Genomic DNA, 18,668 nt, shown 5'->3' with positions numbered 1-18,668 from the left:
AACTCATCCGTAAGCACTACAAAAGAGCAGATTGAGGAACGTGGCCACTCGAAGACGCGGGCGTTGACCCCGCTGGTAGTCTGGCAAGCGGCTGCTGACCCCGCGCGGGAGAGTCCTCCGGACACCATCCGGAGGCGCCGAAGGAGCAAATCCTCCCCGGAATCTCTCAGGCCCACGTACCGCACGGACGAGGTCACTCTGGAAAGCAGAGCGGGTGCCGACGGCGTCGACGGCTTCCGCTCTCACCGACGGTGAAAGCCGGCTGCCCCGCGGGCGGCCGGTGAAGCTCTCAGGTTGAGATGACAGAGGGGGAGGCCGTCCGGGTACCCGCGCCGTGGTGACCCTCGAAGGTCGTGTCAGACCAGGAGGCCTCCGTAATGACCGCCCATCGCATTCCGCTCTCCGAGCTCGAGCAGGGAATCCCCTTCGAGCAGCGCCACATCGGGCCCGACCAGGAAGCGCGGGCCAAGATGCTCGCGCAGGTCGGATACGGCTCGCTCGACGAGCTCACCGCCGCCGCGGTCCCGGATGTGATCAAGAACGCCGACGCGCTGGAGCTGCCGGGCGCGCGCACCGAGGCCGAGGTGCTGGCCGAGCTGCGGTCGCTGGCCGACCGGAACCAGGTTCTCGATTCCATGATCGGGCTCGGGTACTACGGGACGTTCACGCCGCCCGTCATCCTGCGCAATGTGATGGAGAATCCGGCCTGGTACACGGCCTACACGCCGTACCAGCCCGAGATCTCCCAGGGGCGGCTCGAGGCCCTGCTGAACTTCCAGACGATGGTCGCCGACCTCACCGGGCTGCCGACCTCGGGTGCCTCGCTGCTCGACGAGGGCACCGCGGCTGCCGAGGCCCTGGCGCTGTCGCGGCGCATGGGCAAGAACAAGAAGGGCCTTTTCCTGGTCGACGCGGACACACTGCCGCAGACCATCGCCGTGATCCAGACCCGCGCCGAGCCGACCGGCGTGGAGGTCGTCGTCGCCGACCTCAGTGACGGCATCCCGGTCGAGATCGCCGGGCGTGAGATCAACGGCGTGCTGCTCCAGTACCCGGGCGCCTCCGGTGCCGTACGCGACATCAAGCCGGTGATCGAGCAGGCGCACGAGCTCGGTGCGCTCGTGACCGTCGCCGCCGATCTGCTCGCGCTCACGCTGCTGAAGTCCCCGGGTGAACTCGGTGCGGACATCGCGGTCGGTACGACGCAGCGCTTCGGTGTGCCGATGGGCTTCGGCGGGCCGCACGCCGGATACATGGCGGTGCGCGAGAAGTTCGCGCGCAGTCTGCCCGGGCGGCTGGTGGGGGTGTCCGTGGACGCCGACGGGAACAAGGCTTACCGGCTCGCCCTGCAGACGCGTGAGCAGCACATTCGCCGGGAGAAGGCGACCAGCAACATCTGCACCGCGCAGGTGCTGCTCGCCGTGATGGCCGGCATGTACGCCGTCTACCACGGGCCCGAGGGCCTGAAGACCATCGCGCGGCGCACCCACCGGTACGCCACGGTCCTCGCCGCCGGGCTGACGGCCGGCGGGGTCGAGGTCGTGCACGGTTCCTACTTCGACACGCTGACCGTCCGGGTGCCGGGGAGGGCCGCCGAGATCGTCGCGGCCGCGCGGGCCAACGGCGTCAACCTGCGGCTCGTGGACGGCGACCACGTGTCCCTCGCGTGCGACGAGACCACGCTGCGGGCCCAACTGGGCGCCGTATGGAACGCGTTCGGGGTCGAGGGTGACATCGAGGCGCTCGACGCCGTGGCCGAGGAGACGCTTCCGGGTGCGCTGCTGCGGTCCGACGACTACCTGACGCACCCCGTGTTCCACCAGCACCGCTCCGAGACCGCGATGCTGCGCTACCTGCGTCGGCTCGCCGACCGTGACTACGCGCTCGACCGCGGGATGATCCCGCTGGGCTCCTGCACCATGAAGCTCAACGCGACCGTCGAGATGGAGCCGGTCACCTGGCCCGAGTTCGGGCAGCTGCACCCCTTCGCGCCCGCCGAGCAGGCGCAGGGCTATCTCACGCTCATCCGTGAGCTGGAGGATCGACTCGCCGAGGTCACCGGCTACGACAACGTGTCGCTGCAGCCCAACGCCGGGTCGCAGGGCGAGCTGGCCGGACTCCTCGCCGTACGCGGGTATCACCGGGCCAACGGTGACGAGCAGCGGACCGTGTGCCTGATTCCGTCGTCGGCGCACGGCACCAACGCCGCCAGCGCCGTCATGGCCGGGATGAAGGTCGTCGTCGTGAAGACCGCCGAGGACGGCGAGATCGACGTCGAGGACCTGCGGGCCAAGATCGAGCAGCACCGGGACGAGCTGTCGGTGCTGATGATCACGTACCCGTCGACGCACGGGGTGTTCGAGGAGCACGTCGCCGACATCTGCGCGCAGGTGCACGAGGCGGGCGGGCAGGTGTACGTCGACGGCGCCAACCTCAACGCGCTGGTGGGGCTGGCCAAGCCGGGGCACTTCGGCGGGGACGTCTCGCACCTCAACCTGCACAAGACCTTCTGCATCCCGCACGGCGGCGGCGGTCCGGGTGTCGGCCCGGTGGGTGTAGGTGCGCACCTGGCGCCGTATCTGCCGAACCACCCGCTGCAGCCCGCGGCCGGTCCGGAAACAGGTGTCGGGCCGATCTCGGCCGCACCCTGGGGCTCCGCGGGGATCCTGCCGATCTCGTGGGCGTACGTCCGGCTCATGGGCGGTGAGGGCCTCAAGCGGGCCACGCAGGTGGCGGTGCTCTCCGCGAACTACATCGCCAAGCGGCTGGAGCCGCACTACCCGGTGCTCTACACCGGTCCCGGCGGGCTGGTCGCGCACGAGTGCATCATCGACCTGCGGCCGCTGACCAAGGCGACCGGCGTGAGTGTCGACGACGTCGCGAAGCGGCTCATCGACTACGGGTTCCACGCGCCGACGATGTCCTTCCCGGTGGCCGGCACGCTGATGATCGAGCCGACCGAGTCCGAGGACCTGACCGAGCTCGACCGGTTCTGCGAGACGATGATCGCCATTCGCGCGGAGATCGAGCAGGTCGGGTCGGGCGAGTGGCCCGCGGACGACAACCCGCTGCGGAACGCGCCGCACACCGCCGGCGCGCTGGGCGGGGAGTGGGAGCACGCCTACACGCGCGAGGAAGCCGTCTTCCCGGCCGGGGTGTCGGTCGCGGACAAGTACTGGCCGCCGGTGCGCCGTATCGACCAGGCCTTCGGTGACCGGAACCTCGTGTGCTCCTGCCCGCCGCTGGACGCGTACGAGGACTGACGGGCGGCAGTACGCATTGGCTCGTAGTACGTGATGAGGGCTCCGTCCGGCTGTTCGTCGGACGGAGCCCTTGTATGTCATGGCGTCATGGCGTCGCGAGGGAGACCTCGGTCGACTTGATCAGGGCGACGACCGAAGCGCCGGGGGCCAGGGCGAGGTCCGTGACGGCGTCCCTGGTGATCACGGCGGTCAGGTCGCCGCCCTCGACGGCGACCTTGACGGAGGCCATGGCGCCGCCGGTCGCGATGTCCCGGACGGTACCGGGGAGCTGGTTGCGGATGGACACGCCGTCGACCCGGGCGGTGGCGAGGGACACCTCCGTCGACTTCACCAGGGCGCGTACGGCGGAACCCGTGGCGAGGCCGAGTTCCTCGGTGGCTTCCCGGGTGATGGCCGCGGTGAGGTCGCTGCCGCCGGTGAGGCGGATCCTGACCGTGGCCATGACTTCGCCGGGGGAGACGGAGGTGACGGTGCCGGGGAGCTGGTTGCGGATGCTCAGGCTCATGGAGAAGGCCTCGCTGGGGGTGGGAACTGTCTGTGGGTGGGGAGTGTCTGTGGATGGGGAGTGTGGGGCTGGGGAAGTCGGGGGTCCCCACCGTAGTCGGCCGCGGGTCTTATGCCGGGTATGCGTGTGTCTGGGTCGCCTTGACCGTTGCCCAGACCGGTGCGCCGGGATGAAGGTCGAGTTCGGCCGCGGCGACCGTCGTGAGGTCGGCGGCCAGGGGGAGTTCGCCGGCGAGGTCGGCGCGGATCTGGTCGCCGTGGGTCTCCAGGCCGGCCACTTCGCAGCGCCAGAGGTTGCGGGCGCTGGAGCCGGTGGGGCGGTCGCGGTAGAGGGTCACGGCGCCCGGGGGGAACGCGACGAAGACCGGTCCCGCGAGGTCCTCCGTGGTGGTGATGGCGGGGCCGGCGTCGAGACGGACCGTGTGGCCCTCGGCTTGGCCCTTGTAGAGGTTCAGGCCGACCAGTTGTGCGATGTAGTCCGTACGGGGGTGGCGGGCGATGTCGGCCGGTGTGCCCTCCTGGACCACCTGGCCGTGCTCGACGACCACCAGCCGGTCGGCCAGCACCATGGCGTCCAGCGGGTCGTGCGTGACCAGGACGGCGACGGCCTCGAACTCGGCCAGGTGGCGGCGGAGTTGGGCGCGTACCTCCAGGCGGGTGCGGGCGTCCAGGGCTGCCAGGGGTTCGTCCAGGAGGAGCAGGCGGGGGCGGGTGGCCAGTGCGCGGGCCAGGGCGACGCGCTGGGCCTGGCCGCCGGAGAGACGGCGGGGCTTGGCGCCGGCGTGGTCGGCGAGGCCCATGCGGTCCAGCCAATCGGCGGCCTGCGCGCGGGCCTCGGTCTTGGTCGCGCCCTGGCAGCGCGGGCCGAAGGCCACGTTGTCGAGGGCGGACAGGTGGGGGAAGAGCAGGTAGTCCTGGAAGACGACGCCTACGGGGCGGGATTCGGGGGGCGTCCGGTCCAACTCGGTGCCGTCCAGGCGCAGGTGGCCGTCGGTGAGCGGGGTGAGGCCGGCGAGTGCGCGCAGGGCGGTGGTCTTGCCGGCGCCGTTCGGGCCGAGGAGGGCGAGGACGTCGCCGGGGGCGGCGGTGAGGGTGATGTCGAGGCGGAAGGTGTCGTGGTCGACGACGAGGTGGGCGTCGAGGCCTTCACCGCGGGTGTTTTCGGCGGTGGCGTCGGGTGGGGTGTCGTCGAGGTCGGTCATGGGGTGTGTGTCCTGTAGGGGGTTGGCTGTGGCGGCCGGGGGGTGTTGTAGTGCGGGGCAGTGAGGGCTGCGGGGGTGGAGCGCGGGGCAGTGGGGGCTGGGGGTTGAGGTGAGGGAAGGGTCTCGTAGGTTCGTTGCGTGAACGGCGTTGGTGTTGGGCGGGGGTGGGTCGCGCAGCCCGGCGCTGACGGGGTGCTGCCTGCGCCCGCCCGTGCCGCCCCAGCGGCTCGACTGCCCGCAGCTTGACGGGGTGGGGTGGTGCGGCTGTGCGCAGGTTGGCGGGGTGGGTGGGGGTGGGATGGCTGTCCGCAGTCTGGCGGGGCTCGGTGGGGAGCGGTCGGCTGTGCGCGGCTTGGCCGGGTGGGTGGGGTGGGTGTGGGACGAGTGCTCGCGGCTTGACGCGGGGTGGGTGGGGGCGTGGGGACGGGGGTCATGATGTTGTCATCCAGCGGTCCCGGAGGCCCGCCAGGACCGCGATCGACACTGCCAGGAGGACCAGGCTGAGGGCGATCGCGGCTGCCGGGTCGTTCTGGAGGGCCAGGTACACCGCGAGCGGCATCGTCTGGGTTCGGCCGGGGAAGTTGCCCGCGAAGGTGATCGTCGCTCCGAACTCGCCCAGGGCTCGGGCCCAGGCCAGGACGGAGCCCGCGGCGATGCCGGGCATGATCAGTGGCAGCGTGACTCGGCGGAACGCGGTGAAGCGGGAGGCGCCGAGGGTGGTGGCCGCCTCCTCGTAGCGCGGGTCGGCGGCGCGCAGGGTGCCCTCGACGCTGATGACGAGGAACGGCATAGCCACGAAGGTCTCCGCCAGGATCACGCCGGCCGTGGTGAAGGGGAGGGTGATTCCGAACCAGGTGTCCAGCCACTGCCCGACCACTCCGTTGCGGCCGAGGGCGAGCAGCAGTGCCACGCCGCCGACCACCGGGGGCAGGACGAGGGGCAGGGTCACCAGGGCGCGGACCAGGCCGCGGCCGGGGAAGTCGGCGCGGGCCAGCAGCCAGGCCAGCGGGACGCCGATGACCAGGCTCAGCGCGGTCGCCGCGGTGGCGCACACCAGGGACAGGCGGAGGGCCTCCCAGACCTGGGCGCTGGTCAGCTGCTCGGGGAGGCTGCGCCATGGAGCTCGTACGAGCAGGGCGAGCAGGGGCAGGAGCAGGAAGGCCAGGCCTGCCAGGGCGGGGAGGAGGAGGGGCAGGGGCACGCCTCGGGCGGATCCTGTCCGAGGACGCCGCCGACGACGCCGCCGTCCGCTGTCCAGGGTGACGGCCGCGGCCTTGTCGGGGCCGGTCATGGCGTGAGGAATCCGGCCCCGGTCAGGACCTTCTGGCCCTGCGCGGACCGCACCAGCTCGATGAAGGCCTTGGCCGCGCCGGGATTGGGGGCGTTCTTGAGGAGGGCGATCGGGTAGTCGTTGATGGCCTTTGCCGACTCGGGGAAGGCCACGCCCTCCACCTTGTCACCCGCCGCCTGCACATCGGTCTTGTAGACGACGGCGGCGTCTGCCTCCTTCAGCTCGACCTTCGTCAGGGCGCTCTTGACGTCCTGCTCGTACGAGACGGGGGTGAGCCGGAGATTGCTGGCCTGGAGGGCCTTCTCGGCGGCCGAGCCGCACGGCACCGTCTTGTCGCACAGGACCACCTTCAGGCCGGACCTGGTGAGGTCCTTGAGGGAAGAGACCTTGTCGGGGTTGCCCGGCAGCGTGGCGATCTCCAGCTGGTTGCGGACGAAGGTGGCGGGGGTGCCGACCGCGTCCTTCTCATCCGTCACGAGCGCCATGGTCGTGGGGCTCGCGGCGGCGAAGACGTCGGCCGGGGCGCCGCCCGTGATGCTCGCGGCGAGGCTGTCGCTGCCGGCGAAGCTGAAGGTGACCTTTGTGCCCGGGTGCTGCTTCTCGAACTCCTTGCCCAGGGTCGTGAAGCTCTCCTGGAGGGAGGCCGCGGCGAAGACGGTCACGGTGCCGGAGGGGTTCGCCGAGGAGCCGGACTTGGCGGCGTCGGAACCCGTGTCGGAGGACGAGCACCCGCTCAGCACCAGCAGCGCGGCGGCTCCCGCGCCGAGCGCCCGCAGGGGAGCCCGCAGGGACAGGAGGCTCCGTCGGGTCCGGAGGCTCCGGCCGGTCCAGCCGGTCCGTCGGATCCGGCGCACGGAACGGGTCATCTCGCGTCCACTCCCTCGGTCTGCCTGGCGAAGAGCCCGACGGACCCTTCCGGTGCGCCGATCATACTTCCGCATGTGCGAGGCATAAGGCAGCTGGCACATTGCATGAGCGGGAGTGGATCGCGTACAGGGTGCGCATGTGCGTTTCTGTGGAAGTCGTGACGCCGAGTGCGTCAGACGCGGTCGATATGTACGTTCGTCGACTTCACGCGGGCCGTCGCCTCCATGCCGACCTCCAGGCCGAGTTCTTCGACGGCTTCGCGGGTCAGCAGGGAGACGAGCCGGTGCGGGCCGGCCTGGATCTCGACCTGGGCGGCGACATCGCCGAGCTTGATCGCGGTGACGATGCCGGGGAAGGCGTTGCGGGCCGAGGTGTACGGCGTGTCCTCGTCGGTGCTGCCGGCTTTGGCCAGCTCCACCGAGAACGCGGCCAGGTCCCGGCCGTCGACGAGTCGCCGCCCGCTGTCGTCGCGGTGGGTCGCCACTCGGCCCGCGTCCGCCCAGCGGCGTGCGGTGTCGGGGCTCACGCCGAGCAGTCTTGCTGCCTGGCCGATCGTGTAGGACTGCATGCGGGTCACGATAGGCCGCGAACACGCAGCCGCAGATGCGGGGTTGGCCCGGAGGTGTAACGCGATATAGCGTTAGTTGTCGCCGTGGATCGGAGTGAGGGTATGTCGAACGAGCTCACGCGTGCCGGTGCGTCGTCGCCCGAGCTGAGGGCCTCGCACGCGGACCGGGACCGGGTGGTGGACGTCCTGCGCATCGCCGCGGGGGACGGCAGGCTGACCGCCGAGGAGCTCGACGGGCGCCTGGAGGCCGCCCTGACGGCGCGCACGATGGGCGAGCTGGCCGTTCTGACGACGGACCTGCCGACAACCCTCGACGGGGGCGCTGTGGGCGGGTCGGCGGTCGAGGCCAAGGAAGTCGTCCGGATCGAGCAGAAGGGCGCCTCCGCGCGGCGTGACGGGGCCTGGGTGGTGCCGCGGCGGATGGAGGTCCACTCCGAGTGGGGCGAGGTGACACTCGACTTCACCGAGGCCCTGATCACGTACGACACCCTGCGCATCGACCTCGACATGCGGGGCGGCGCCCTGCGGATCGTGACCGGGCCGGGCGCCGTGGTGGACACCGACTCCCTGGTGACGCACTACGCCCAGGTCAAGGCACGGCGGGTGGCCGCGTCGGACGCTCCGGTGGTCCTGCGCGTGGAAGTGGCCGGCGAGCTGAGCTTCGGGCAGGTCGTGGTGCGTCCGCCGCGGCGCCTGTTCGGCGGGTAGCCGCGGCCGGAAGCGGTCGCCTCGGAGCTCAGCCGGTGTGGACGCGCGGCCGGCGCGGCCGGTCCGGTTCCGCCTCGCGCAGGACCTCCCGGGTGACCGGGGCGACCTCGCCCTGGCCGAAGAGGAAGAAGCGCAGGAAGTTGGCGAAGGGGCTGCCCTCGGTCCACTCGAAGTAGATGTGCGGGGTGCAGCCGGTCGAGTCGCGGACGTGGAGGAGCAGGGCGGCCAGGGCGTTCGGGATGGAGGAGGACTCCAGGGTCAGGACGCGGTAGCGGTTGTGCAGGACTTCGCCGCGCACGGTCAGACTCGCCTCGAACTCGGAGGGGTCCAGGACCGTGACCTCGACGAAGACGAAGTCCTCCCCGGGGATGTCGTTGTCCTCCCGGATCTGCTCGATCTTGTCCCGGTACTCGGCCTTGTCCCGCTGGTCGGGCTCGTTGGCGATGAACCGGATCTTGCGGCTGGCCATGTCCCGGATGAAACGTTCCGCCATGTCGTCGAGCGTCACGCTGGTCACACGCAGCTCGAAGGCGCGGGCCAGTCGGGACAGCAGGGAGACCAGGATGATGCCGGCGATGAAGCAGGCGCCGATCTTCACACCGTCGGGGCGCTCGATGACGTTCAGGACGGTCGTGTAGAGGAAGACGGCCGAGATGACCGCGAAGGCGATGGTCCAGTTCCGCTGCCCGGCCTTGCGGGCGGCGATCGTCACCGCGATGGCCGCCGAGGAGATGAGGACCAGGACGCCGGTGGCGTAGGCGCCGCCCTGCGCGTCGACGTCGGCGTCGAAGATCCAGGTGACCAGGAAGCCGATCAGGGTGAACACGATGACCATCGGGCGCACCGCGCGGGCCCAGTGCGGGGCCATGCCGTAGCGGGGCAGGTAGCGGGGCATCAGGTTCAGCAGGCCGGCCATGGCGGAGGCTCCGGCGAACCAGAGGATGGCGATGGTCGAGACGTCGTAGACCGTGCCGAAGGTGCTGCCCAGATAGTCGTGTGCCAGGTACGCCAGTGCGCGTCCGTTGGCCTGGCCGCCCGACTCGAACTCCTTCTCCGGGATCAGCAGCGTGGTGATGAAGCTCGTGGCGATCAGGAAGACACTCATGATCAGGGCGGCAGTGGTGAGCAGCTTCTTCGTGTCGCGGATCCGGCCGGTCGGCTGCTCGTCCGTGTCGCCCGGGTCGCCCTGGACGTGCGGCATGACCGCGACGCCGGTCTCGAAGCCGGAGAGGCCGAGGGCCAGCTTGGGGAAGACCAGCAGGGCCACGCCGACCATGGCGAAGAGGTTGCCGTGCTCGGCGGTGAGGGCGCTGGACCAGTCGGTGATCACGTGGCCGGCCGTGATGACGTGCCACAGGCCGACGACCACGACGACGAGGTTCAGGGTGAGGTAGACGCCGACCAGGAGGACCGCGATGCCGATCGCCTCCAGGAAGCCCTTGAGGAACACCGCGCCGAGCAGCGCCACGAGGATCAGAGTGACGATCAGCTGCTTGTCGTGCAGGACGCCGGTGAGATGCGGGTTCTCGATCAGGTGCGTCGAGGCGTCCGCCGCCGACAGGGTGATGGTGATCAGGAAGTCGGTCGCGGCGAAGCCGAGCAGTGTCAGGACGAACAGTTTGCCCTTCCAGAAGGACAGCAGCCGTTCCAGCATCGCGATCGAGCCTTCGCCCCGGGGGCTCTCCTCGGCCACGCGCCGGTACACGGGCAGGGCGCCGGCGAGGGTGACGATCACGAGCACGATGGTTGCCACGGGGGAGAGCAGACCGGCCGCGAGGGCCGCGATGCCCGGCTGGTAGCCGAGGGTCGAGAAGTAGTCGACGCCGGTCAGACACATCACCCGCCACCAGCGTTGCCCCTTGTGCGCGGGTTCCGGTGTGGCGTGCGGGCCTTGCGGGCCGCCGCCCTTGCCCATGTCGGACAGGCCTTCCAGCATCCAGGAGCGCACGCGGCTGGGCGGGGGGTGTTCGGTGGTGGCCATCGGGCGTGCTCCTGAGGTACGGCTCAGCGTGTGGATCCGGCCATCACGCGTACGGCGCGATCAGCGTAAGCGGAGAGTGATGCCGGGGCCCACGGATGCGGGGGGTGAGCGCGTCAAGCTTCCGTTAAGACTGGCCATGGGGAGGTCAGTGACGCATCACGGAGGGGCCGGGGAAGCGTTTCGGGGCGGTTAGTGCCGTATGGGGAGGGGATGGCCCCTCAGCAACGGCGGACACTCAGTATCATCCCGACGCGGTGATCTACCGCCTGCAATGCCGGTTTTTCCGGCCTCGGCGGCAGCTGCGGTAACCCGTGAAGGGCGTGACGACTGCCGTAAGGGACCCGTCAACGGCGGCCGAATCCTGTCGCCGACGCTGTCTCCTTCAGCGGATCCAGGGCGTCATGTGGGTGTCGTACGCAGGCGGGCGGCAAGCTCGTCGCGATGACCGGTGACGGCATCGACGACGCGCCCGCGCCGGCCCAGGCGGACGTCGGCGTGGCGATGAACAGGGGGACGTCGGCCGTCAAGGAGGCCGGTCCTGGCGGGCGCAGAGAGTAGCGGCCGCGACCCCCGCGACCCCGCGACCCCGCGAGCACCGTCAGTGCCCAGTCCGCCTTCCGCCGACCCTCCGTCAGGATCCGTCACCGGACGGTGTGCGCGGCGGACGCCGCCACAACGTCGGTGTGAGCCCTGTGCGCTGCCCGCGTCCGGGGCCGCCGCACGTATCGGGCACTCGCGAGAGGTGCTTTCGCCGCCGCTGGTTCGGCACCGGTCGGTGTGCTCGCCGTCTTGCCCGTCTCGCGGAGTCCACTTACAGTGCAGCTCCGTAACGTTCGCCAGATCATCCGAAAGTTTCGCCCCCACTGCGACGCTCGAAGGGACTGACGCGCATGCGGACGTACGACAATCCAGTGATCGGTGGCTTTCATCCCGATCCCAGTGTGTGCCGGGTCGGCGAGGACTACTACCTCGTGTGCTCGAGCTTCGAGTACTTCCCCGGTGTCCCGCTCTTCCACAGCCGTGACCTCGTGCACTGGCGCCAGATCGGCAACGTCCTCGACCGGCCCGGGCAGTTGGAGCTGCCCGACGACACGGTGGCCTCCGGCGGGATCTACGCCCCGACGCTCCGCCACCACGACGGCCGCTTCTACATGATCACGACGAACGTCTCCGGCGACGGCAACTTCCTTGCCACCGCCGACCGTCCCGAAGGGCCGTGGTCCGACCCTGTGTGGATCGACCTGCCGGGGATCGACCCCGACCTGGCCTGGGACGACGACGGAAACTGCTGGTGCGCGGTCTCCGGTGTCCGGGTCGCGCGCATCGACCCGGGGACGGGCAAGGTGCTGGAGGGGCCGGTGCCGGTCTGGTCCGGGACGGGACTGCAGCATCCCGAGGCGCCGCACCTCTACCGGATCGGCGACTGGTGGTACCTCATGCTGGCCGAGGGCGGCACCGCGCACGGCCACAGTGTCTCGATCGCCCGTGCCCGCGACCCGCGCGGCCCCTACGAGCCGGCGCCGGCCAACCCGGTGCTCTCCCACAGCGGCACCGACCTGCCCGTCCAGTCCACCGGCCACGCCGACCTGGTCCAAGCGCCCGACGGCAGCTGGTGGATGATGCTGCTGGCCACACGCCCCCGCGGCTTCTTCCCGTCCTTCCACGTGCTGGGCCGGGAGACGTTCCTGACCCCGGTGGAGTGGGTGGACGGCTGGCCCCGCGTCGGCCCGGTGCGCGAACGCCATCCGGCGCCGGCCGCCTGGCACCCCCTCGAAGTCGCCCCGGAGCGGGACGACTTCGACGCCGGACACCTGGCGCCGTACTGGATCTCCCCGCGCCGCAGGCCCGAGGGGACCTGGTCGCTGAGCGAGCGGCCGGGATGGCTGACCCTGCACGCGACGGGGGACAGCCTCGACCGGCCGGGCCACACCTTCGTCGGACGCCGCCAGCAGCACCCTCAGTGCCGGGTGACGGCCCGTCTGGACCCCGGAAACGCCCGTGCGGGCCTGTCCGTTCGCCTGGACGAGGCCCACCACTACGACGTCGAGGTCGCCGGGGGAGAGGTGAGCGTCGTCGCCCGGATCGGTCCGGTACGGCAGTGTCTCGCCCGCCGATCCGTGTCGTCGGGGCCGGTCACACTGGTCGTCGAGGTGCGTACGACCTCCCCCGTGCCGCCGACCGTCACGAGCTCCAGGGAACAGGCCCCGGGAGTCAGGGCCGGCGGTCCCGACACGGTCGTCCTCTCGGTCGCAGGCGGTGAACTGCTGGCCGAACTCGACGGCCGCTACCTGTCCACAGAGGTCGCCGGCGGCTTCACCGGCCGAGTGATCGGCATGTACGTCACCGAGGGCAGCGCGTCCTTCGACTGGTTCGCCTACACGCCGTCGGGCTCCTGAAGCAGCGGCTTTCCGGAACAAGTCGAGGGCGACTTCCTTCAACATTCCCCGCGTACAAGGGGTTGCCACCGTTTGGGAGCTGTCTCTAGGGTGCGGCAACAACGAACCTTTCTGGATCAACTCCGAAACTTTCGGTCCAGCGGACAGGCGTGGACGCGCCGTCCCGTACCCAAGGAGCGCAACATGGGTGACCCGGCACTGTCCCGACGCGGCTTCCTGGCGGCGTCCGCCGCGGCCGGGCTGAGCATGACGGCACTGAGCGGCTGCGGCGGCGACTCGGACGGAGGCTCGTCCGGAACGACCACGATCGAGTGGTGGAACATCTCCACCACCGAGCCCACGAAGAGCGTCTGGGCCGCGCTGGCCAAGAAGTTCGAGGCCCAGAACCCCAAGGTCAAGGTGAAGATCGTCCAGCTGGAGAACGACGCCTACAAGTCGAAGATGACGGCGCTGACGGCCTCCGGGAAGCTTCCGGACATCTTCCACACCTGGGGCGGCGGAGTCCTGAAGCAGCAGGTCGACGCGGGGCTCGTCGAGGACCTCACGGACCGCACCAAGCCGTGGGCCGACGGGCTGCTGTCGGTCGCCAAGGAGCCGTACCTGCTCGACGAGAAGGCCTACGGCATCCCGTTCGACATCGGCATGATCGGCTTCTGGTACAACAAGGCGCTGTTCAAGCAGGCCGGCATCAGCACGCCCCCCACCACCTGGAGCGGCTTCCTCGACGCCGTGGGCAAGCTGAAGGCCAAGGGCATCACCCCCCTCGCCCTCGCGGGCAAGGAGAAGTGGCCCGGCATGTACTACTGGGCATACCTCGCGATGCGCACGGCGGGCGCCGACGCCCTGCAGAAGGCCAACGACGACAAGGACTTCACCAGCGCCGAGTTCGTCCAGGCCGGGCAGCACCTCAAGGACCTGGTCGACCTCCAGCCGTTCCAGAAGGGCTTCCTCGGCGCCGCCTACTCCACTCCCACCGGACAGGCAGCCGCGGTCGGCAACGGCAAGGCCGCGATGGAACTCATGGGCCAGTGGGCGCCGGTCGTCGAGGCGGACGCCGGGAAGGGACTCGGGGGCGACCTCGGCTTCTTCCCGTTCCCCGCGGTCGAGGGCGGCAAGGGCGCCATCACCGAGGTGTTCGGCGGGGGCGGCGGACACGCGCTGCGCCAGGGTGCGCCGCAGGCGGCCGTCGACTTCCTGAAGTTCTTCGCCTCCGAGAGCACCGACCTGGAACTCGTCAAGAAGACCGGCGTCCTCCCGGTGGTCCCGAGCGCCGAGAGCGCCATAGCCGACCCCAACATCAAGGCCGTACAGGCGCAGCTGAAGGGGGCCACCGGCTTCCAGCTCTACCTCGACCAGGCGTACGCACCCGCTCTCGGCCAGGAGGTCAACGACAGCGTCGCGGCGCTCATCGCCGGCTCCAAGTCCGCAGAGCAGGTCAGCGAGTCGATCACCAAGGTCGCGAAGGAAGAGCAGTAGCCGGCGATGACCTCCACGTTCCTTCCGGACAAACGAACCGGCCCCGACACCGACGTCCCGCCCCCGGCCGCAGGCAAGGCCCGGGGGCGGGCCCGACGGCGCACGCTCAACTGGTTCACCGCGGTCGGCTTCCAGCTGCCGGCCCTGGTGCTGTTCGGCGTCCTGGTGCTGCTGCCGATCCTGTTCGCCCTGTACGCCGCGTTCTTCCGCTGGGGCGGCTTCGGCATGCCCTCCGACTACATCGGCGTCGACAACTTCACCCGGCTCTTCGACGACCCGGTCTTCCTCGGCGACCTGTGGCGCTGCCTCGTCCTGGTCCTGCTGTCGCTCGCCCTCCAGCTGCCGTTCGCGCTCGCGATGGCCGTCCTGCTCAACCAGAAGGTGCGCGGCCGGGCCGTGTACCGGATGCTGTTCTTCGCGCCGTACGTGCTGTCCGAGGCCATCACCGGTGTGCTGTTCAGCATGATCTTCGCGCCGGACGACGGACTCGCCGACCGGCTGCTGGGCGGGATCGGCCTGGACGGGCTCGGCGGGGAGTGGTTCGCCGATCCCTCCACCGTCATGGCGACCCTCTTCCTGGTCATGACCTGGAAGTACTTCGGCTTCCACATGATGCTCTACCTGGCCGGACTCCAGTCCATCCCCCGTGAGTTGACCGAGGCGGCGCTCATCGACGGCGCCAACGCCTGGCAGCGGTTCCGCAACGTCACCCTGCCGCTGCTCGCGCCGACGCTGCGGATCAGCGTCTTCCTGTCCGTCATCGGCTCCATCCAGCTCTTCGACCTGGTGTGGGTGACCACCGCGGGCGGCCCCGACCACCACTCCGAGACCATGGCCGTGACCATGTTCCAGTACGGCTTCAAGCGCTATCAGGTCGGATACGCCAGCGCGATCAGCGTGGTCATGTTCGGCATCAGCCTCGTCTTCGCCCTCGCCTACCAGCGGTTCGTGCTCCGCCGCGACCTCGAAGGAGCGACCACGACGATGAGAGGAGGCGGGAAGTGACGATCACGGAGAAAACAACGGCTGCTCAGACAGCAAGGGCCGCTCAGAAATCCCGTAGCAGGTCACTGCCGGTGCACGTCGTTCTCGTCGTCGTCGGCGCGGTGATGGTCGTGCCGCTGATCTACGCGATGGTCTCCGGCTTCAAGACCACCGACGAGCTCTCCCGCAACCCCGTCGGGCTGCCCGACTCGTGGGTGATCTCGAACTACACCGACATCCTCGGCTCGGGCGCCTTCTGGCAGTTGCTCGGCAGCAGCACGCTGATCGCGGTGGGGACGACCGTCATCGTCGTCGCGGCCTCGGCGCTCGCCGCGTTCTCCTTCGCCCGGTTCGCCTTCCGCGGGCGGGAAGTGCTGTTCACCCTGTTCACGATGGGGCTGATGTTCCCCTTCGCGGTGGCGGCCCTGCCGCTGTTCCTGCTGCTGCGTTCCATGGGCCTGCTGGACAACCCGCTCGGCGTGATCCTCCCGCAGGCCGCGTTCGGACTGCCGATGACGATCATCATCCTGCGCGGCTTCTTCCGGCAGATCCCGGGGGAGTTGGAGGAGGCGGCCACGCTCGACGGGTGCACCCCGTTCGGGTTCTTCTGGCGGGTGCTGCTCCCCATGGCGCGACCGGCGCTCGGCACCGTGTCGGTCCTCGCCGTCGTCACCAGCTGGAACAACTTCTTCCTGCCGCTGCTGGTGTTCACCGAGTCCACCTGGTGGACGATCCCGATCGGCGTCCAGCAGTTCCAGGGCCAGTACTCCGCGGACACCGCCAAGGTCTTCGCCTATCTGGTGCTCGCCATGGTCCCCGCCCTCGCCTTCTACTCGGTCGCCGAGCGCCAGCTCGTCGGCGGCCTCACCGCCGGCGCGACGAAGGGATGACCCGCGCCGGCGAACGTACGGCTCACCCACACAACCGCACGTGAGGAGTCGCACCATGCGCACCACGACCACCCGCTCCCGTACTCGGCTCAGACTCGCCGGCGCGCTCGCCGCCGTCCTGGTCGGCGCGGGAATCGCCACCGGCCCGACCGCCCAGGCGGAAGGGAAGTCTCCGACCCTGGCCGAGCTCGCCCAGCGCCACGGCCGGTACTACGGGAGCGCCACCGACAATCCCGAGCTCGTCGACGAACCGTACAAGGCGATCCTCGGCAGCGAGTTCGACCAGATCACGCCGGGCAACGGCATGAAGTGGTACGCCACCGAGCCCCAGCAGGGGGTCTTCGACTGGTCCAAGGGCGACGAGATCGTGAACCTCGCCAGGGCCAACCACCAGAAGGTACGCGGCCACACGCTGGTCTGGCACAGCCAGCTGCCCGACTGGCTCACCGGCCGCGACTGGACGGCCACCGAGCTGAGGGCCGTACTGAAGAAGCACATCCAGGCCGAAGTGCGGCACTACAAGGGCAAGATCTACGCCTGGGACGTCGTCAACGAGGCGTTCAACGAGGACGGCACCTACCGCGAGACGATCTTCTACAAGACGCTCGGCCCCGGCTACATCGCCGACGCGCTGCGCTGGGCCCACCAGGCCGACCCGAAGGCCAAGCTCTACCTCAACGACTACAACGTCGAGACCATCGGCTCGAAGAGCGACGCCTACTACAAGCTGGCCAAGGAGCTCAAGGCACAGGGCGTGCCGCTCCACGGCTTCGGCCTCCAGGCCCACCTGGCACTCCAGTACGGCTATCCGACCACGCTGGAGGACAACCTCCGCCGCTTCTCCCGGCTCGGCCTGGACACCGCCCTCACCGAGGTGGACGTCCGCATGTACCTGCCCGCGGACGAGACGAAGCTGGCCACGCAGGCCGAGTGGTACCGGGACCTGACCGAGGCCTGCCTCGCGGTGCGCCGGTGTGTCGGAATCACTCTCTGGGACTACACGGACAAGTACTCCTGGATCCCCGCCTTCTTCGAGGGCGAGGGCGCGGCGCTGCCGTGGGACGAGCAACTGGCCCCGAAGCCCGCCTACTTCGCGATCCGGGAGGCGTTGAAGTAGGCCCCCGTCGCTTCGGCGTCCGCGAGGGGGCGCCGGAGCGACACCCCGTTCCCGGGCACCCGCGAGGGGGGTGCCCGGGAACGCCCGTGCCCAGGGCCTGTGTCGAAAGCGGCGCCTGCCGGGCGACGCCTGGCACGCTCCCCCACTGCCTTAAGGGCGTGGGAGGTGCCCCCACTCGCCGCACCGGGCGAAAGCCCAAGTACCTCCAGTACGAGGGCTTCCGCCCGGCACGCCGAGAGCACGCTCCCCCACCCTCGAACCGAGCTTCGCACGGCTCGGGCGGGAGGTACCCCCACGACGCCGCCCGGCCCGCCCTCCGGGCGGACGACGCCACTTTCGACACAGGACCTAGGCCCGGGCCGGCGGTGCCGTGCTCGCCCTCACCACCAGGTCCGTGCCCAGTTCGACCCGCGGGGAGTCCGGCCGTTCGTTACGGGCCAGGCGCAGGACCGTGCGGACGGCCAGCTTGCCCATCTCGGCGAGGGGCTGGCGGATCGTGGTGAGGGGCGGGGCCGACCAGCGGACTTCCGGAAGGTCGTCGAAACCGACCACGCTCATGTCCTCCGGGACACGCAGGCCGCGCCGGCGCAGTGCCTCGATCGCGCCGAGGGCCATCTGGTCGCTGGCCGCGAACACGGCGGTCGGCGGTTCGGGCAGGTCGAGGAGGGTGTTGCAGCCGGCGAAGCCGGATTCCGGGTGGAAGTCGCCGGGCGCGACGAGGGAGTCGTCCAGCGCGAGGCCGGCGCCCTCCAGGGCCGCGCGGTAGCCGTCGAAGCGGGCCCGGGAGCACAGCAGTCGGGGCGGGCCCGCGATCAGGCCGATTCTGCGGTGGCCCAGCGACAGCAGGTGCTCGGTGGCCGCCATGCCGCCCGCCCAGTTGGCGGCGCCGACCGTGGGGACGTCGAGGGCGGGGGAGCCGGCCGGGTCGACGACCACCAGCGGGACACCGAGGATGCGCAGCTCGTCGTGCAGCACCGGCTCCAGCACCGAGGTGACCAGGATGACGCCGTCGGAGGCGCGCGCCCGCAGGTTCCGCATCCATTCGCGGGCGTCGCCCGTACGTCCGTGGATCGCCGACACGACCGTGCCCACGCCGGCCGCGTGGGCGACCTCCTCCACGCCTCGGATGATCTCCACGGCCCAGGGGCTGTCGAGGTCGTTGAAGACGAGGTCGAGCAGGGCGGCGCGAGTGCCGGGGGCCGCGGGCCGCTTGCGGTAGCCGTGCCGTTGCAGCAGGTCCTCGACCCGGGCCCGGGTCTTCGGCGAGACGTCGGACCGGCCGTTGACGACCCGGGACACGGTCGGCACCGAGACCCCGGCCCGCCGGGCGATCTCCGTGATCGTGACCTTGCCCCCGGGCTCGGGCGCCGTCTCGGCGTCGGCCTCGCGTGCTGGCACTTCCCCACCTCCGTACCCGACTG

At 70.3% G+C, this 18,668-nt stretch carries 14 protein-coding genes and 1 riboswitch; of the genes, 7 read left to right on the top strand and 7 right to left on the bottom strand.

From position 1 onward, the window contains the following. Positions 1-95: 95 nt before the first annotated feature. Positions 96-192: riboswitch (glycine riboswitch) on the top strand. A 185-nt stretch (positions 193-377) separates the two neighbouring features. Then, on the top strand, positions 378-3,263 hold the full coding sequence (gcvP, locus tag QFZ76_RS09790) for an aminomethyl-transferring glycine dehydrogenase (RefSeq protein ID WP_307673358.1): 2,886 nt from the start codon (positions 378-380) through the stop codon (positions 3,261-3,263). 85 nt (positions 3,264-3,348) lie between these two features. On the opposite strand, the gene QFZ76_RS09785 is transcribed toward gcvP, so the two are convergent. The 5 genes from QFZ76_RS09785 to QFZ76_RS09765 all read right to left on the bottom strand — a co-directional run bounded on the left by QFZ76_RS09785 (position 3,349) and on the right by QFZ76_RS09765 (position 7,695). Beyond that, the gene (locus QFZ76_RS09785; protein WP_307673357.1) at positions 3,349-3,768 is read right to left on the bottom strand and encodes a molybdopterin-binding protein; all 420 of its coding nucleotides are present in this window, start codon (positions 3,766-3,768) and stop codon (positions 3,349-3,351) included. A gap of 109 nt (positions 3,769-3,877) precedes the next feature. Continuing rightward, the gene (locus tag QFZ76_RS09780; protein WP_307673356.1) at positions 3,878-4,969 is read right to left on the bottom strand and encodes an ABC transporter ATP-binding protein; all 1,092 of its coding nucleotides are present in this window, start codon (positions 4,967-4,969) and stop codon (positions 3,878-3,880) included. A 430-nt stretch (positions 4,970-5,399) separates the two neighbouring features. Next, entirely contained in the window at positions 5,400-6,260 is an 861-nt protein-coding gene (modB, locus tag QFZ76_RS09775; RefSeq protein WP_307673355.1) for a molybdate ABC transporter permease subunit, read from the bottom strand. Next, complete coding sequence (modA, locus tag QFZ76_RS09770) at positions 6,257-7,126, bottom strand: molybdate ABC transporter substrate-binding protein (protein ID WP_307673354.1); 870 nt, start codon at positions 7,124-7,126, stop codon at positions 6,257-6,259. Before modA ends, modB begins: the two co-directional genes overlap by 4 nt. A 173-nt stretch (positions 7,127-7,299) precedes the next feature. Continuing rightward, positions 7,300-7,695, bottom strand: coding sequence for a molybdopterin-binding protein (locus tag QFZ76_RS09765; RefSeq protein WP_266443386.1), 396 nt, complete (start codon positions 7,693-7,695; stop codon positions 7,300-7,302). A gap of 102 nt (positions 7,696-7,797) precedes the next feature. Here QFZ76_RS09765 and QFZ76_RS09760 point away from each other — a divergent pair, with 102 nt between their 5' ends. Then, positions 7,798-8,403: a DUF1707 domain-containing protein gene (locus QFZ76_RS09760; protein ID WP_307673353.1), complete on the top strand. Its 606-nt coding sequence runs from the start codon at positions 7,798-7,800 to the stop codon at positions 8,401-8,403. 28 nt (positions 8,404-8,431) lie between these two features. Here QFZ76_RS09760 and QFZ76_RS09755 read toward each other — a convergent pair whose 3' ends face one another. Continuing rightward, positions 8,432-10,384, bottom strand: a complete 1,953-nt coding sequence (locus QFZ76_RS09755) for an amino acid transporter (protein WP_307673352.1) — start codon at positions 10,382-10,384, stop codon at positions 8,432-8,434. Between the two features lie 890 nt (positions 10,385-11,274). On the opposite strand from QFZ76_RS09755, the gene QFZ76_RS09750 reads away from it, so the two are divergent. The 5 genes from QFZ76_RS09750 to QFZ76_RS09730 all read left to right on the top strand — a co-directional run bounded on the left by QFZ76_RS09750 (position 11,275) and on the right by QFZ76_RS09730 (position 17,247). Beyond that, entirely contained in the window at positions 11,275-12,780 is a 1,506-nt protein-coding gene (locus QFZ76_RS09750) for a glycoside hydrolase family 43 protein (protein ID WP_307673351.1), read from the top strand. Between the two features lie 183 nt (positions 12,781-12,963). Beyond that, positions 12,964-14,256, top strand: a complete 1,293-nt coding sequence (locus tag QFZ76_RS09745; RefSeq protein WP_307673350.1) for an extracellular solute-binding protein — start codon at positions 12,964-12,966, stop codon at positions 14,254-14,256. Positions 14,257-14,262: 6 nt separating this feature from the next. Further along, positions 14,263-15,261 carry a carbohydrate ABC transporter permease gene (locus QFZ76_RS09740; RefSeq protein ID WP_266443396.1) on the top strand — a complete coding sequence of 333 codons (999 nt, stop codon included), beginning with the start codon at positions 14,263-14,265 and terminating at the stop codon, positions 15,259-15,261. A 104-nt stretch (positions 15,262-15,365) separates the two neighbouring features. Further along, positions 15,366-16,130 carry a carbohydrate ABC transporter permease gene (locus QFZ76_RS09735; RefSeq protein ID WP_307679971.1) on the top strand — a complete coding sequence of 255 codons (765 nt, stop codon included), beginning with the start codon at positions 15,366-15,368 and terminating at the stop codon, positions 16,128-16,130. A 55-nt stretch (positions 16,131-16,185) separates the two neighbouring features. Then, complete coding sequence (locus QFZ76_RS09730; protein WP_307673349.1) at positions 16,186-17,247, top strand: endo-1,4-beta-xylanase; 1,062 nt, start codon at positions 16,186-16,188, stop codon at positions 17,245-17,247. A 348-nt stretch (positions 17,248-17,595) separates the two neighbouring features. Here QFZ76_RS09730 and QFZ76_RS09725 read toward each other — a convergent pair whose 3' ends face one another. Beyond that, positions 17,596-18,645, bottom strand: a complete 1,050-nt coding sequence (locus tag QFZ76_RS09725) for a LacI family DNA-binding transcriptional regulator (RefSeq protein ID WP_307673348.1) — start codon at positions 18,643-18,645, stop codon at positions 17,596-17,598. Positions 18,646-18,668: the final 23 nt, after the last annotated feature.

Origin of the sequence: Streptomyces sp. V4I2, assembly GCF_030817655.1 — a bacterium.
GTDB lineage: Bacteria > Actinomycetota > Actinomycetes > Streptomycetales > Streptomycetaceae > Streptomyces > Streptomyces plumbiresistens.
This window is presented reverse-complemented; position numbering and strand designations above follow the sequence as displayed.

Coding starts and splice junctions, on each gene's coding strand:
- gcvP (WP_307673358.1), top strand. CDS start 378: ATGACCGCCCATCGCATTCCGCTCTCCGAGCTCGAGCAGGGAATCCCC.
- QFZ76_RS09785 (WP_307673357.1), bottom strand. CDS start 3,768: ATGAGCCTGAGCATCCGCAACCAGCTCCCCGGCACCGTCACCTCCGTC.
- QFZ76_RS09780 (WP_307673356.1), bottom strand. CDS start 4,969: ATGACCGACCTCGACGACACCCCACCCGACGCCACCGCCGAAAACACC.
- modB (WP_307673355.1), bottom strand. CDS start 6,260: ATGACCGGCCCCGACAAGGCCGCGGCCGTCACCCTGGACAGCGGACGG.
- modA (WP_307673354.1), bottom strand. CDS start 7,126: ATGACCCGTTCCGTGCGCCGGATCCGACGGACCGGCTGGACCGGCCGG.
- QFZ76_RS09765 (WP_266443386.1), bottom strand. CDS start 7,695: ATGCAGTCCTACACGATCGGCCAGGCAGCAAGACTGCTCGGCGTGAGC.
- QFZ76_RS09760 (WP_307673353.1), top strand. CDS start 7,798: ATGTCGAACGAGCTCACGCGTGCCGGTGCGTCGTCGCCCGAGCTGAGG.
- QFZ76_RS09755 (WP_307673352.1), bottom strand. CDS start 10,384: ATGGCCACCACCGAACACCCCCCGCCCAGCCGCGTGCGCTCCTGGATG.
- QFZ76_RS09750 (WP_307673351.1), top strand. CDS start 11,275: ATGCGGACGTACGACAATCCAGTGATCGGTGGCTTTCATCCCGATCCC.
- QFZ76_RS09745 (WP_307673350.1), top strand. CDS start 12,964: ATGGGTGACCCGGCACTGTCCCGACGCGGCTTCCTGGCGGCGTCCGCC.
- QFZ76_RS09740 (WP_266443396.1), top strand. CDS start 14,263: ATGACCTCCACGTTCCTTCCGGACAAACGAACCGGCCCCGACACCGAC.
- QFZ76_RS09735 (WP_307679971.1), top strand. CDS start 15,366: ATGGTCGTGCCGCTGATCTACGCGATGGTCTCCGGCTTCAAGACCACC.
- QFZ76_RS09730 (WP_307673349.1), top strand. CDS start 16,186: ATGCGCACCACGACCACCCGCTCCCGTACTCGGCTCAGACTCGCCGGC.